The sequence below is a fragment of the Vibrio splendidus genome (genome assembly GCF_024347615.1).
Classification (GTDB): domain Bacteria; phylum Pseudomonadota; class Gammaproteobacteria; order Enterobacterales; family Vibrionaceae; genus Vibrio; species Vibrio splendidus.
In genome coordinates, this window is record NZ_AP025508.1 from 3,321,232 (window position 1) to 3,337,140 (window position 15,909).

Consider the following 15,909-nt stretch of genomic DNA (forward strand, 5'->3'; position numbering starts at 1 on the left):
CTTTCACTAAGCAGTTGTTACTTTAACAAGGCAACAAGCTTTCGCGATTCCTGAGCATAGCTCGCCTATGTGATGGAACAAGAAAGCGCAGTTAACGCAGTAAAAGTGACTAATGCAACGTGAAAGTTAGCCGAGGCGTTTTACACTCATGACATCTTTGATTTGCTCTACTCGACTTGTCACACGACTCAATATTTCAATATTGGTCACTTCCAAATCAAAATCCATCACCGACAGTTGACGTTTATAGTCAATACGGCTCTTCATTGTCGTCACACTGACTTTTTCATTCAAGAACAGGGATGTTATGTCTTTCAACAAGCCTGTGCGCTCTAGGGCCTCTACACGCAGTGTTAAGATATACGAGCCGACAAAACCATCGCCCCACACAGTATCGATGATACGTTCGGGTGCATGTAGGTTAAGTTCACTTAACTGTTCGCAATCGCTACGGTGCACTGAAATACCGCGACCTTGAGTTATGTAACCTTTGATCACATCGCCTGGGATTGGCTGGCAACAACGAGCTAAGTGCGTCATTAGGTTATCGACACCTTCAACGACGACGGCATCCTTTTTCGGACGACTCTGATGAGCGGGCTTATTGTCAGACTCAAGCAACTTTTCGAGCGCTTTTTTATCTTCTTCTTCCGCTGTCGGCTTGTTGACCAAAGCATTGATGTGATTAACGACTTGGTTGATACGCATATCGCCGCTACCAATACCCGCATATAGTTCATCTGGAGTATTGACGTTGAATCGTTTCAGCGCGTATTGCTCGGCATCTTTCAGCGTCGCTCCGACTCTGCCTAGCTCGACTTCTAGAATATCTCGTCCGGCTTCAAGGTTTTTCTCACAACTCTGAGCACGGAACCAGGCGTTAATTTTTGCACGAGCTCGACTCGAGTGAACAAAGCCTGTGGTCGGGTTTAACCAATCACGTGATGGGTTCGGTTCTTTTTGAGTGATGATCTCAACTTGATCGCCCATCGCCAGCTTATGAGTAAACGGGACGATTCGACCTGCTACTTTGGCACCGATACAACGGTGTCCAACCATCGAGTGGATGTGGTAAGCAAAATCCAGCGGTGTTGCACCCATTGGTAAATCGACCACATCACCACGAGGTGTAAAGGCATAAACACGGTCATCAAAGACTTGGCTACGCACTTCATCCAGCATTTCACCAGAATCCGACATCTCTTCTTGCCAGTCGATAAGCTTACGAAGCCAGGTGATTTTCTCATCGTAGCCACTGCGTACGCCGCTTGAAGCACCTTCTTTGTACTTCCAGTGCGCAGCAACGCCCAATTCAGAGTCTTCATGCATCTGCTTGGTACGGATCTGAATTTCAATGGTCTTGCCTTCAGGGCCAAGAACGACGGTATGAATCGATTGATAACCATTGGGTTTAGGGTTCGCCACATAATCATCAAATTCACTTGGGAGGTGTTTATATTTGGTGTGAACCACACCTAAACCGGCATAACAGTCTTGCAGTTGGTCTGCGATAATACGCACCGCACGCACATCAAAAAGCTCATCAAACTCTAAGCCTTTTTTCTGCATTTTACGCCAAATACTGTAGATGTGTTTTGGTCGACCGCTGACTTCAGCATTGATGCTTGAGCGGTTCATTTCTGACGTTAAATCGTCAACAAAGTCAGTGATGTATTGTTCGCGCACGATACGGCGCTCAGACAACTGTTTAGCAATCTGCTTATAGATATCTGGTTGTTGGTAGCGGAAAGCGTAGTCTTCAATTTCCCACTTTAGCTGACCAATACCTAAACGGTTTGCTAGAGGAGCATAAATGTTGGCACACTCTTTTGCTGCCGCACGGCGCACAGCATCAGGGGCCTTTTTCACTTCGATTAGGTTGCAAATTCGCTCTGCTAGTTTGATGACGACGCAGCGGAAGTCATCCACCATCGCAAGCAGCATTCGTCGAACATTATCGACTTGACCCGAGGCAGCACTGCCTTCAAGGGTGACGTTTAGCTGACCCAAAGCCGCCATTTCTTCCACGCCATCAATCAGTTTTACGGTTTCCTTTCCGTAACTTTCTTCAAACGCTTCACGCTCAAAAACACCGCTTGATACGACAGGGAAGAGCTGCGCTGCCACTAAAGTTGCGCGATCCATAGACAAGGTGACCAAGATTTCAATCATCTCGCGCCCACGCCAAAGCAAGAGTTCGCCTTGCTCATGATCTTTTAATAGCTCTTCACAGTGACGATAAACTTTGGTCAGTTTATTCGAGGTTTTTGCGTCTTGATTCAATGACGCAATCCAATTATCTAGCTCAAACTGTTCGCTTGGGTTTAAATGTGCGCTTCGTACCGCAACCATCATGCCTTCCTAGTTATTATGTTTTATACCCAATTCAATATGACTAACTGATTCCAAGTTAGTTCGACTCATATTGATATCAGCGCAGGCTTCCCTGCACCTTTGTGATTCATTTTTAAGCCTTGTTTAAGGGCCTCTAAGCCTTGATAAAGAGAGCCATCGATTCTAGATGACTGGTGTGTGGGAACATGTCCAACATACCAAGCTTGGCTAGTTGATAGCCTTGTTTTGCTAAGCTCTCTGAATCTCTAGCTAGAGTAGCAGGATTACACGAAACATAAACCACACGCTTCGCACCTAACCCTGAAATTTGATCAACGATCCCACTCGCTCCAGCACGTGCTGGATCAAGTAAGATTTTATCAAATCTTTCTTTTGCCCAAGGCTGTGAAGACAACTCTTCTTCAAGGTTCGCTTGGTAGAATTCTGTATTACTCAATTGATTCAAAGTTGCGTTAGATGTGGCCTGTTGAACCATTTCATCGACACCTTCAACACCCACTACAAACGCAGATTGTTGTGCAATAGGCAAGCTGAAGTTCCCTAAGCCACAAAACAGATCGAGCACTCGCTCATCAGCTTGAGGCTCTAGCCACTCAATCGCTTGAGCAACCATTTGCTGGTTCACTTTCTGGTTAACTTGGATAAAGTGGTTTGGCTCAAAAGGTAAAGTCACGCCTGTTTCGCTATAAGCTGGCGCATCACCGACCAAACGAACGAGCTTGTCCGTTTCAGGCATAGTATACAACGTGGCACCTTCCGCTTTAGCGAGTGCAATCAATGCTTGCTCATCTTTCTCAACCAAAGGCTTAAGGTGACGCAGAACCATCACAGGGCCAGTATCGCCCAACACCAATTCAACGTGTCCTAAAGACGTAAGGTTGCTGAAAGTATTGAGTAAACTTTTCAGTTTCGGCAGCAATACATTGAGGCGAGGATCTAGCACGGCACAATCGGTGATGTTTTCAATCTGCTTACTTTGTTTCTTACGGAAACCGAACTGAAGCTGCTGTGTCTTCTTATCAACAAATAGGCTGATACGCGCGCGACGTCGATAACCGGTTTCATCACCCACAATCGGCTCAACAACTTCGGTGTTAGCCGTTTGGTATTGGCCCATCAGGTGCGTCAAAGATTGCGATTTATGCTCAACCTGAGAAGAGTAACCAAGATGTTGAAGGTGACAGCCACCACACTGATTAAAGTGCTTACAGAATGGCTTTAAACGCAGCTCACTCGGTTTAAGTAATTTGATGAGTTTTGCTCGCAAAAACTTACTTTTGCTCTCAGTAAGTTGAATAACCACCTGCTCACCGGGCAATGCGCCATCAATGAAAACAGGTTTATTCTTCTGATAAGCGATGCCAGCGCCATTGTGATCCATTCGTTCAACCAAAACCGATTGATGCTTGGTCTCGAGTTGAGTTTTCTTTTTTGGTTGGAAAAAACGTGCCATTGCTTGTGCCTAATGTATCTTTTAATAAGTAATTGGTATCCAGGACTCACTATTATGTCTTGGAATCATTGTCGAACGTCACGGCTTTGATTAAGCTTACCGTTCACTTAACCGCCATTGTGTGCGTTATTTTCCCATATCCAGACCTCGATGTAATTAAAGAACATGACCAGATATGGCTTAAGAGCCCGTGTAATTACCTTAACTCTAGCTCCAACCTTGATTATTGGGTTGCTATTGAGTGCATTTTTCTCATTTAACCGCTATCAAGACCTTGAGGGCCAAGTGGTTAATACTGGTACTAGCATCATTGAACCGCTGGCAATTGCTAGTGAGTCAGGCATGAAGCTCGAAAGTCGAGAGTCTGTTCGTCAGCTTATTAGCTATGCGCATCGAAAAAACTCTAAGCTAGTGCGCAGTATCGCGGTGTTTGATGAACGTCATGAGTTGTTTGTAACCTCAAACTTCCACCCTGATTTTGAAAGCCTGACCTATCCGAAAGATAAACCCATTCCGCATTTAAGCTCATCGAACCTGCTCGATAATACGCTGATTCTTCGGACACCTATCATCGCTGAAGGTCAATACATAAACTCAGCCAATGGGCAGTCTCAAGCCAACCAAGCGATCGGCTATATTGCAATAGAGTTAGACTTGTCGTCACTTCGATTGCAGCAGTATCAAGAAGTGTTCTCTGCCTTCTTGGTGTTGATTTTGGGGCTGGGACTTTCTGGTGTATTTGCTTTTCGCTTGATGCATGACGTCACCCAACCGATCACACACATGAAAAACATGGTCGACCGAATTCGTCGTGGTCATCTCGATGTGCGTATCGAAGGCAAAATGCACGGTGAGCTAGACTCACTGAAAAACGGTATCAACGCGATGGCGGTATCGCTATCAGAATATCACGTCGAGATGCAGCACAGTATCGACCAGGCTACGTCTGATCTGCGTGAAACCCTAGAGCAATTAGAGATTCAAAACGTTGAGTTAGACATTGCGAAAAAACGCGCTCAAGAAGCGGCTCGTGTTAAATCTGAGTTCTTGGCTAACATGTCTCACGAATTGAGAACACCGCTTAACGGTGTGATTGGCTTTACTCGTCAAATGCTTAAGACTCATCTATCGACCAGTCAAACAGATTACTTGCAAACCATTGAACGTTCAGCAAATAATCTACTCAGTATCATCAACGACATTCTTGATTTCTCGAAACTGGAAGCCGGTAAATTAGCGCTCGAGAACATCCCATTCGAGTTCCAAGCCAGCCTTGAAGAGGTTGTGAACCTTCAAGCGACCAACGCCCATGAGAAAGGCCTAGAGTTAACACTTAAGATAGACCCGAAAGTGCCACCAGGCGTTGTTGGTGACCCACTGCGTATTCAGCAGATCCTAACCAACCTCGTTGGTAACTCAATCAAGTTTACTGAACGTGGCAACATTGATATCAGTGTTGAACTTCGTTCACAAAGCGAAGACAGCATCGAGTTGCAATTCATGGTTCGCGATACAGGTATTGGTATCTCTGAGCGTCAACAAGCTCAGCTATTCCAAGCCTTCAGCCAAGCCGACGCAAGCATCTCTCGTCGTTATGGCGGTACGGGGCTAGGCCTAGTTATCACCCAAAAACTGGTCAGCCAAATGGGCGGTGAGATCAGCCTGACCAGTCGCCTACACCAAGGTTCAACCTTCTGGTTTACTTTGAGACTATCAACGACTGATATGCCGATGACTGAGCTGATTGAGACTCAGTGCCTGCAAGACAAGCAGCTGCTGCTTATCGAGCCAAACATGCAAGCGGCATCGATTACTCAGCAAATCTTAACCCAAGAAGGCTTGGTGGTAACGTATCGTTCGGTGATGCCTGACGAGTCGACCTCGTATGACTACGTTCTACTCAACCTAGCCGCGAACCAAGAGTATCAATTTGATACCGTGAGTGGTTGGGCGATTGGCGCGAAGAAAATCGCTCAGAACGTAATTATTGGTACGCCGAGTACTGAGCTAGCTCTGGGTGAACAATTGATGAAAGAGGTTGATGTCCAATGCATCACCAAACCTCTCTCTCGCAAAAAACTGCTGCAAACTCTGATCTCTAATCAAGCGCCAACCTTGATTGCACCAGCGATTGAAACGCACTCAGAAGAGAAGCTGCCGCTCACTGTATTGGCGGTCGACGACAACCCAGCAAACCTTAAATTGATCACCGCGCTACTAAAAGAGCGTGTAGAGACGGTCATCAGTTGCACCAGCGGACAGAAGGCCATAGACAAGGCGAAGGAGACCCCATTTGATATCATCTTCATGGATATCCAAATGCCGCAAATGGATGGTGTGACGGCCTGTAAGAATATAAAGGAGCTAGCGAATAATGCGAATACCCCCGTCATTGCCGTCACAGCACACGCGATGGTTGGCGAACGGGACCGTCTGCTTGAAGCCGGCATGGATGACTACCTAACCAAACCGATTGAAGAGCACGTGTTACAGCAGGTTCTGATTCATTGGAGCCCTACCTCTGAGGTTGAGCACATTGAAAAAATAGACCCAGCCCACCCGGCAGTCTCTGCGGAAGTAGACAATAGCTCAGTTTCAGATTCTGAGGCTAACGTGCATAAGAATATCATCATTGATTGGCAAGCAGCTATGAAGCAAGCCGCCAACAAAGAAGACCTCGCACGCGATATGCTGCAAATGCTAGTCGACTTTATTCCTGAGGTTTATGAAGCCGCAGAGAAAGCGATCGAAGACAGTGACTACCCCGTAGAAGCACTGACACACATCATCCACAAGATGCATGGCAGCAGCTCATACAGCGGTGTACCAAGGCTGAAGTCGGTGTGTGCGACGATAGAGAAAGAGCTGCGTTCCGGCACTTCCGTTGAAGACATTGAACCGGAGCTTTTTGAACTTCAGGATGAATTAGATAAGGTTCAAGCAACCGCGATTCATTATTTGAAACCAGCCAAGACCTAGCGAACATTTCTTACCCACAAATATTCGTCAAACGGTTTACCAGCCAATAAAAAAGCAGAGCTCATGAGCTCTGCTTTTTTCTGTCTAGTGTCTAGAGCACCAGATATAATACCAATCACAGTAAGTAAGTGATCAAAAATAGCGTAGGAAAAAAGCTTGAGAACAAGGCAGGATTTTTCGATAAGTAGTTATTCTACAATCAAAAATTCTAACGAAGTTATCGAGTTTTTTAACAAGCTAGGGTGAACAGTTATTTACTACGATTGGTATAAAGTAACGGTAATCTATTTACGACTCGAGTAGTACCGTCGCCACCGCATAATGGCGCTCATCTGAGATAGTCAGATGAATCGACTTTGTACCACTCGCTTCTGCGATTTCACGCGCCTTTTTATGTAGGCTTAGAACTGGCTTGCCATGCTCATCGTTTGAAATCTCGAAATCGTGAAAGGTCACACCCAGCGCGATACCCGTGCCCAACGCCTTAGATGCCGCTTCTTTTGCAGCAAAGCGTTTTGCAAGGTAACGCCCTTTTTGCTTCAGTTGCTGAAATACTTCAAACTCAGAGTCGGTCAAAATACGCTGAGCAAAAGCATCGCCACTTCGTGACAGTGCCTTTTCAACACGTTCGATTTCTGCGATATCTGTACCTAATCCAACAACAGCCATGTTTACCCTACTACCAAGCTTCTATCTATTAACTTTATCGATTCTACTGATTAACGCTTACGACTAAACTAATGACGAGTTAAAGACCTAAGCGTTGTTGCGTGCTGTTTCCATCACGGCTTTCATGTCTGCAACGGCTTTATTCAAACCATCAAAGACTGCGCGTCCCATGATCGAGTGACCGATGTTCAACTCGTAAATCTCAGGAAGTGCCGCAATCGGCGCTACGTTATGATAAGTCAGACCATGACCAGCATTCACGGTGATACCAAGATCGTCTGCGTAGCTTGCGCCTGCAGCAATCTTTTTAAGCTCATCCTGCTGATCTTCTTCTGTTTTCGCATCAGCGTAATGGCCAGTGTGCAGTTCAATGAACGGTGCGCCACACGCTTTTGCTGCATCAATTTGCTCACGATCTGCATCGATAAACAGAGATACTTTGATACCCGCTGCCGACAGTTTTTCCGTCGCTGCTTTGATCTTTTCAAGTTGACCAACCACGTCCAAGCCGCCTTCCGTCGTCAGCTCTTCACGCTTTTCTGGAACTAGACAAACGAACTCAGGATTAGTATCGAGTGCAATTTGAACCATCTCGTCCGTCACTGCCATTTCTAAGTTCATGCGAGTCTGGATTGTCTCAGCAAGAATACGTACATCGCGATCAACAATATGACGGCGATCTTCGCGCAGGTGAATGGTAATGCCGTCAGCACCCGCACGTTCAGCAATTTCAGCTGCGTGTACTGGATCTGGGTATTTAGTACCACGTGCATTACGTAGTGTAGCAATATGGTCGATATTAACGCCTAAAAGGATTGAGCTCATTTTCCAATACTCCGTGCTCTAGAGAGGGCTATTGTTGGCATAAATAGCTCTCTACTTTTTAATGGTTTGCCGCCAAGATACGGCTTTAAGGCTATGCGTGTAAAGCGTTTTGCTGCTTTTAACTGCTCTTTAGTGATAAACCTACGTTCACTAATTGCGATAAGTTCATCGCCCATAAATGTCAGGTTATCTCGACGTACAGAAGCGATGAAACCTTTCTGCTCTCGATAGCGATAAGTCATGCTTGGATCGATCGCTTCACCAGTACCAGCACAATGCAAAAAGTCGACGCCATACCCCATAGCGGAAAGTAGAGCCAATTCAAAACGACGTAGCGCTGGCTCAGGGTTCTCATTATGAGCGAGTTCTGTTAAAGCATGAAGATAGTCGTGAAAAAATGCGGGCATGGCCACTTCGGCCATCAACACACGGCCAACTAGCTCATTGACATACATAGCGGAATACAGATTAATACCGGCAAGAGGAAGCCCCAAGCTGATGGGTTCAGCTTGGCGTAACGTTTTCATTGAACCATTGCCAGACCACTTAAGCAGTAGCGGCGTAAAAGGTTGCAATGCACCTTTCAAATTAGAACGCTTACTCCGCGCACCTTTAGACATCAACGTCACCCGACCGTACTCTTCACTGAAGACGTCCAGAATCAGGCTCGACTCACTGTATGGTCGACGGTGCAACACAAAGCATCGCTGTAACCCTTCGCTCAATCACTTACCCTTCTTACAGATACAAAAAGAGAGAGTTCGCACTCTCTCTTGAAATTATATTCAGTTCAACTTTCTTAATCTCAGAAAGTGACGTTCAATATATTATAGATCGTCGATGTAGCCTAACGAGCGAAGTGCACGCTCATCATCAGCCCAACCAGACTTAACTTTAACCCAAGTCTCTAGGTAAACCTTACGACCGAAGAGTTCTTCCATGTCGATACGAGCTTCACGACCAATCGTTTTGATCTTCTCACCCGCTTTACCAATCACCATCTTCTTCTGACCAGTACGTTCAACAAGAATCAAAGCATTGATATGGAAGCCATCGTTATCAGGGTTGTAATCGAAACGCTCGATTTCAACCGTTACTGAGTAAGGTAGCTCTTCGCCTGTGAATCGCATCAGTTTTTCACGGATGATTTCAGAGGCCATAAAGCGCTGTGAACGATCCGTTACGTACTCTTCAGGGAAGTGATGCGTCGCTTTAGGTAAAGAGTTACGAACGTGCTTACGCAGTACATCGATATTCTTACCTTGCTTCGCCGAGATTGGTACAACATCAAGGAAGTCCATCTTCTTAGACACTTCCATCATATGTTGCATCACGTCTGTACGGTCTTGAACGTTGTCTACTTTGTTAATACAAAGGACGACTGGGAAATCTGTTTTTCTCAGCTTGTTCAGCACCATTTCATCGTCGTCAGTCCAGTGAGTACCGTCAACAAGGAAGAATACTAGGTTCACATCGCTCAGTGAGCTGTTCGCCGCACGGTTCATCAAACGGTTGATTGCACGCTTTTCTTCGATGTGAAGTCCAGGAGTATCAACGTAGATCGCTTGGTAATCACCTTCAGTTTCTACGCCCATAATACGGTGGCGTGTCGTCTGAGGTTTACGTGATGTGATCGAGATTTTCTGACCCAAAATATGGTTCAGAAGCGTCGATTTACCTACGTTTGGTCGACCCACGATAGCGATGAAGCCACAGTGTTGGTTTTCCGGTAGGCCCGTTTTTTTGCTATCAGATGAAAAGAATGCATCGATATCGAAATCTTGATTGTTATCAGACATTGCTTAGTTGCTCTAATGCTGTTTCAGCAGCCGCTTGTTCTGCCTTGCGGCGGCTAGTGCCTTTACCGATAACAGGTTTATCCACACCTGCCACTTCACACTCAACCGTAAACTCTTGGTTGTGTGCTTCACCTTTAATATTAGTCACTGTGTAGACAGGTAGGGGATTTCTTCGACCTTGTAAAAACTCTTGTAAGCGAGTTTTAGGATCTTTTTGAGATACACCAGGCTGAATAGACTCTAGGCGAGATTGGTACCAGCTTAAAATAATACGGCGAACAACCTCGGTATCACTATCTAAATAGACAGCGCCGATGATCGCTTCAACCGCATCCGCTAGAATAGAATCACGACGGAAACCGCCACTCTTCAACTCACCTGGACCTAATTTTAAGTAATCTCCTAGTTCGAATTCACGACCTAGTTCTGCCAATGTATGACCACGTACTAATGTTGCGCGCATGCGGCTCATATCACCTTCGTTTACCTTAGGGAAACGGTGGTAAAGATCATCAGCGATAACAAAACTTAAAATTGAATCGCCCAGAAACTCAAGACGTTCGTTGTGTTTACCTGCGGCGCTACGGTGAGTCAGCGCCAGATGGATAAGATCGGCATCATTAAACTGATAGCCAATCTTTCTCTCTAGTTTATCAATTGGAGAATTCATGCTCTCTCGATGTGTTATGTGATCGATTAGTGAATCCCACCGATGCGATTAAAACGCACACCAGTAGGAATCCATGTTGGAAGTACACTGTCTGAACCGCGTTCGAATTCGAAGCTGATCCAAATAGCAACGGCCTTACCAACAAGGTTTGCTTCAGGGACAAAGCCCCAGTAACGGCTGTCAGCACTGTTGTCACGGTTATCACCCATCACAAAGTATTGGCCTTCTGGAACGATCCACTCGTTAACACCATTGCGAGGTTGATATGCTTGCACACGATCACGACGTAATGGGTTAACTAAAATTTGGTGCTCCACATCACCCAGCAGTTCATTCAGCTGAATCAGAGGCACACCATCTTGAATAAATTGGCTTTCTTCAACGTTACTTAACTTCACTGGTTTACAGCTACTGCCACCCTTCGCTTGAATGCAGACTTCTTTATTGCTGCTGTAGCGAATGGTATCACCCGGCATACCAACAACACGCTTAATGTAGTCGATATTCGGCTGAGGTGGGTATTTGAATACGATTGAATCACCACGTTCTGGTTTGCCCGTTTCGACTAGTTGAGTGCGCCATACCGGGTCTTTTAGACCGTACGCGTACTTCTCTACTAAGATGAAATCACCAACCAAAAGGGTTGGCATCATCGAACCAGATGGGATTTGAAACGGTTCATAAATAAATGAACGCAAAACCAAAACAAATGCAATTACAGGGAAAATGGACACACTGTTCTCAACCCACCAAGGCTGAGCCGTAACTTTTGCGCTGGTTGCAGCGTCTAGGCCATTCGATTGTGCTTCAACGTCAGCCAGTTTTTGTTGGCGTTTCTTCGCCCACACAAACTTTTCCAACGCCCATACAATGCCGGTCACTAGAGTTACGATCACTAAAATAAGCGAAAATGTATTAGCCATTGATATCCCTTAAATTTCATTTCTTTAAAAATAACGAAAGTGAAAGAGTATAACCCTTTCACTCTGCTTAATATTTCTAATCTGTATCAATCATGCTGACTAAATGCTGGGGAGATTACGCAGGAAAAATCGTTTAGTTCGAGGCGCAAAGTGCAGTGACTAGTGGGCCTAATTGCAATCTTTGCAACAAAGAAATAAACGATTTTAACCAGTAATGTTCAGCAGATAGTTAGTGCGATTGATACCTAGTCTTTACCAACATGAAGAATCGCTAAGAATGCTTCTTGAGGCAGTTCAACGTTACCGATCTGCTTCATACGCTTCTTACCTTCTTTTTGTTTCTTAAGAAGTTTCTTCTTACGACTGATATCACCACCGTAACATTTTGCGATTACGTTCTTACGCAGTTGTTTCACTGTAGAACGAGCAATGATGTGGTTACCAATCGCTGCTTGAATCGCGATATCAAACATTTGACGAGGGATGAATTCTTTCATCTTCTCAACCAGTAGACGACCGCGAGACTGTGCAATGTCTTTGTGCGTAATGATTGCTAGTGCATCAACCGTTTCGCCATTAAGCAATACGTCTACACGAACCATGTTCGACATTTCAAAACGTTGGAAGTTGTAATCCAGTGACGCATAGCCACGAGATGTTGATTTCAAACGGTCGAAGAAATCTAGAACCACTTCAGCCATTGGCAAGTCGTACGTCACAGCAACTTGCTTACCGTGATAAACCATATCCACTTGAACACCACGTTTTTCTACACATAAGGTAATTACGTTACCTAGGTAGTCTGACGGTACAAGGATATTACAACGAGCGATAGGCTCACGAATCCCTTCTACATCATTAGTCGCAGGCAGTTTAGCCGGGCTATCAACGTAAAGAATGCTGCCATCCGTTTTTACAACTTCGTACACTACGGTTGGTGCCGTTGTGATTAGGTCTAGGTCGTATTCACGCTCTAAACGCTCTTGGATGATCTCCATGTGAAGCATTCCTAAGAAGCCACAACGGAAACCAAAGCCAAGTGCTGCTGAACTTTCTGGTTCGTAGAACAGTGATGCATCGTTCAGGCTTAATTTGCCTAGTGCGTCACGGAAGTTTTCGTAGTCATCAGACGATACAGGGAATAGACCTGCGTATACCTGAGGCTTCACTTTTTGGAAACCAGGTAGACGTTCTGTGCTACCGCCTTTTGCAAGCGTCAACGTATCACCAACAGGTGCGCCAAGGATGTCTTTAATACCACAAACAACCCAACCAACTTCGCCAGTATTTAGCTCTGTTGTGTCGATTTGCTTAGGTGTGAAGATACCTAAACGGTCAACACCCCAAACTTGGTCTGTCGACATTACTTTAATCTTGTCGTTCTTCTTCAGCTTACCGTTCTTGATACGAACCAAAGAAACAACGCCTAAGTAGTTATCGAACCAAGAGTCAATGATCAACGCTTGTAGTGGCGCGTCTGGATCACCTTCCGGTGGTGGGATAGCTGTTACGATGTTTTCAAGAACGTCATCAACACCGATACCGGTTTTTGCAGAACAACGCGTTGCTTCCATCGCATCGATACCAACGATCTCTTCGATTTCTTCAGCAACACGCTCAGGTTCAGCAGCAGGTAGGTCAATCTTGTTCAAGATTGGCACTACTTCCAGTTCCATTTCGATAGCGGTGTAACAGTTTGCTAGAGTTTGTGCTTCAACACCTTGACCAGCATCCACAACCAATAGCGCGCCTTCACAAGCGGCTAGAGAACGAGATACTTCGTAAGAGAAATCTACGTGTCCTGGAGTGTCGATAAAGTTAAGTTGGTAAGTTTCACCATCTTTCGCTTTGTAATCTAAAGTCACACTCTGCGCTTTAATTGTAATACCACGCTCGCGTTCTATATCCATAGAATCGAGGACTTGAGCTGCCATCTCACGTTCACTTAACCCTCCACAAACTTGGATTAAGCGGTCAGAAAGGGTCGACTTACCGTGGTCGATGTGGGCGATAATCGAAAAATTACGAATGTGCTTCATAGGCTTGGTGTGACTAAACTCTTTGAATAGGGATAATAAGAAAGCCGCGACGCGTCCAATCTACAGTCAGCATTGGTGGCGGCATTTCAATCAAGTTGGCAGATTCTACCCAATTTAAGGGCAAGAAGCATCATAAATTAGACGAGAGGCTCACCTAGGATTCGAATCAAGACGACTTCTTGCTTAGATTTGTCTTCCATTGGTTTGGCTAACCGCTTCGCTAAGGCAATACCACCAGCAGTAAACAACGCTGCACTTAAGATAACAATGCCCTCGCCCCCTTGGAGTAAGGGTTGCAATAAGAGTTGTCCAAAACCAGCACCAATCATCAACATGAAAAGTGGAATGAGGTAAACAATAGCCGCAGACTGCAGTAAGCTTTTTTCTGGAAAGCCAATTTCTACGATTTGTCCGGCTTTAACTAAACTTTTGGTTTTAAGCTGCCAAAACAAGGATTTATTGCCAACGGCCTTGGTAACAATACCCGTTCCGCAGCTTTTTTGAGACGAGCAGCTGCTGCAACTGGTTTGTTGTTCGCAGCTCAGTTGAACAAAGTATTGTTGACCGTTTTGTTCAACCGAGCTAACGGTTGCCAGCGCCGTCATCATTGCGCTGGTACCGGTTTATTGAACGTAACTGATTGGGCAATACGTTTGGCGGTTGCTGGCGGAATATCACCCACCACAGAGATCTCTTTGTCACCAATCACTAAGCTGTGTAACGTTCTGCGCCCTTGTCGTACCAACTGCCCCTTCAATGAATGTTCGTCTTTATCGGCGATATAAACTGAAAAGCTAAACAACCCATCACTGAAAAGTTGGCTTTCAACCATTTTATCGGTCGCAGCCATTGGATAACGACTAAGCTCTTTTGACTTAAACCCTTCAGGTATCCAAGAGGCTTGCCAGTTAGTTTCACTCACTAAGCCTTCCGGCAGCGATAAGACTTTCGGCAGTTGAGCGCTATTCAAGCCCCCCATTGCCTCTGCAATCTTATCGTTCACCACGTAAGAGATAGTACGGTACTGTTCAAGCACTTCGCCGTCACGATCCAACAGATCGGCACGCAAAGGAAGACTCGTTTTTTCATCTACCCAAACGACGTAAGAGTAACGAAGGCCATCTTTCGGCACCACGCGCAATACTTGCGTAGTACTTCCAGCTTCACGAGCACGACCAACTTTAACGAAATCGTAATAGTCGTTGAGCGCATCAATATCTCGATTAATCATCGGAATAACAGGTGCAACCATACTGCCAGATTGAATGGTAAACGGTTCTGTGCCCGGTTCAATATAACTGACTTCATCACCACGTCGAATAACTTCACGGATAGGCCCGCTCAAGTAAACAAGGTGTGCAAGTTGTTGGTCGTCGTTAACCGCATGGCGATAAACAAGAGGTTCAATACTGCTCTTCTTGATCAAAATGTAGGAGAGTTCGTAATTTAGATGCTGACTGGCCTCGTTCATCTGATGTAACAACGCCTTTGCAGTGGGTTCCTCTGCAAAGGCTGTTGGAGACATCAAGCTGAACAGTGTCAGTGCACTGACCAGGATTTTCTTCATTCAATGTCCGATTCTAGATGTGCATCTTGCATTGGCGATGCATCACTGTTTAATCTTAGCTGCAGCTCATAATCCTCTAGCATTGCATGAACACGTTTACGCTGCTCTTGCAAGTTAGCTTCAGATGCTGGCTTCTCAACAGAGTCACGCGTTAAGCTTACTGGTTCCGCAGAACCCGCAAATGGAATCGTCTGGAGTACAGGCAACTGCTCTGGCGCAGCAGGGTCGCTGCCACCATATTGTTGAACACCTAGTACAACGACTAGTGAGACACACGCTGCCACGGCAACTTGTCCAAACTGTTGTAACCACGCTGGAAGCTGACGCTTCGCTTGCTGAGGTTTAGGCTGCTCTTCAATTGGAGCAACAGTTGGTTCAACATGCACTTGGTGCAGGTTCGGCATTGCACTATGTGCAGGCTCATTATCAAGCGCTGCCGCAACACTGTTAGCAATGTTCCACTCTGGAGTTTCTGGCGCATCCCCACGCATAACATCACCAATTAGATGGTAACTCTGCCAGGTATCCATGCTTTCTTGATCAGATTCGAGATCTACAATGAGAGCTTTATCGATCGTTTCACCATCCATGAGTGCCGAAAGCTTTTCTTTATCAGCCATTATTTTCACC

The 15,909-nt window shown here is 45.5% G+C and carries 13 protein-coding genes; 1 reads left to right on the forward strand and 12 read right to left on the reverse strand.

All coding sequences use genetic code 11. The features are described from left to right. Positions 1 to 126: 126 nt before the first annotated feature. Both relA and rlmD read right to left on the reverse strand, forming a co-directional pair. A complete protein-coding gene (gene relA / locus OCU90_RS14695) occupies positions 127 to 2,352 on the reverse strand; it encodes a GTP diphosphokinase (RefSeq protein ID WP_061022533.1) in 2,226 nt (741 codons plus the stop codon). A 136-nt stretch (positions 2,353 to 2,488) separates the two neighbouring features. Then, positions 2,489 to 3,808, reverse strand: coding sequence for a 23S rRNA (uracil(1939)-C(5))-methyltransferase RlmD (gene rlmD, locus OCU90_RS14700; RefSeq protein WP_061022535.1), 1,320 nt, complete (start codon positions 3,806 to 3,808; stop codon positions 2,489 to 2,491). A gap of 165 nt (positions 3,809 to 3,973) precedes the next feature. Between rlmD and barA the strand changes: the two genes are divergently transcribed. Beyond that, positions 3,974 to 6,787, forward strand: coding sequence for a two-component sensor histidine kinase BarA (gene barA, locus OCU90_RS14705; RefSeq protein ID WP_004735388.1), 2,814 nt, complete (start codon positions 3,974 to 3,976; stop codon positions 6,785 to 6,787). A gap of 288 nt (positions 6,788 to 7,075) precedes the next feature. Here barA and acpS read toward each other — a convergent pair whose 3' ends face one another. The 10 genes from acpS to OCU90_RS14755 form a co-directional block, all read right to left on the reverse strand. Next, complete coding sequence (gene acpS, locus OCU90_RS14710; protein WP_017077798.1) at positions 7,076 to 7,456, reverse strand: holo-ACP synthase; 381 nt, start codon at positions 7,454 to 7,456, stop codon at positions 7,076 to 7,078. An 87-nt stretch (positions 7,457 to 7,543) separates the two neighbouring features. Further along, entirely contained in the window at positions 7,544 to 8,281 is a 738-nt protein-coding gene (gene pdxJ / locus OCU90_RS14715) for a pyridoxine 5'-phosphate synthase (RefSeq protein WP_009847651.1), read from the reverse strand. Further along, on the reverse strand, positions 8,278 to 9,006 hold the full coding sequence (recO, locus tag OCU90_RS14720; RefSeq protein WP_012604785.1) for a DNA repair protein RecO: 729 nt from the start codon (positions 9,004 to 9,006) through the stop codon (positions 8,278 to 8,280). Before recO ends, pdxJ begins: the two co-directional genes overlap by 4 nt. 102 nt (positions 9,007 to 9,108) lie before the next feature. Continuing rightward, positions 9,109 to 10,080 (reverse strand): GTPase Era, encoded by a 972-nt coding sequence (era, locus tag OCU90_RS14725; RefSeq protein ID WP_004735384.1) that lies wholly within the window; start codon positions 10,078 to 10,080, stop codon positions 9,109 to 9,111. Then, complete coding sequence (rnc, locus tag OCU90_RS14730) at positions 10,073 to 10,750, reverse strand: ribonuclease III (protein ID WP_004735383.1); 678 nt, start codon at positions 10,748 to 10,750, stop codon at positions 10,073 to 10,075. Before rnc ends, era begins: the two co-directional genes overlap by 8 nt. A 26-nt stretch (positions 10,751 to 10,776) precedes the next feature. Continuing rightward, the gene (gene lepB / locus OCU90_RS14735; protein WP_061022537.1) at positions 10,777 to 11,673 is read right to left on the reverse strand and encodes a signal peptidase I; all 897 of its coding nucleotides are present in this window, start codon (positions 11,671 to 11,673) and stop codon (positions 10,777 to 10,779) included. 245 nt (positions 11,674 to 11,918) lie between these two features. Continuing rightward, entirely contained in the window at positions 11,919 to 13,712 is a 1,794-nt protein-coding gene (lepA, locus tag OCU90_RS14740; protein WP_061022539.1) for a translation elongation factor 4, read from the reverse strand. A gap of 137 nt (positions 13,713 to 13,849) precedes the next feature. Continuing rightward, positions 13,850 to 14,320, reverse strand: coding sequence for a SoxR reducing system RseC family protein (locus OCU90_RS14745; protein WP_054541880.1), 471 nt, complete (start codon positions 14,318 to 14,320; stop codon positions 13,850 to 13,852). After that, on the reverse strand, positions 14,317 to 15,279 hold the full coding sequence (rseB, locus tag OCU90_RS14750; protein ID WP_004735379.1) for a sigma-E factor regulatory protein RseB: 963 nt from the start codon (positions 15,277 to 15,279) through the stop codon (positions 14,317 to 14,319). The genes OCU90_RS14745 and rseB overlap by 4 nt, the downstream gene beginning before the upstream one ends. Further along, positions 15,276 to 15,899: a sigma-E factor negative regulatory protein gene (locus OCU90_RS14755; RefSeq protein ID WP_004735378.1), complete on the reverse strand. Its 624-nt coding sequence runs from the start codon at positions 15,897 to 15,899 to the stop codon at positions 15,276 to 15,278. The genes rseB and OCU90_RS14755 overlap by 4 nt, the downstream gene beginning before the upstream one ends. Positions 15,900 to 15,909: the final 10 nt, after the last annotated feature.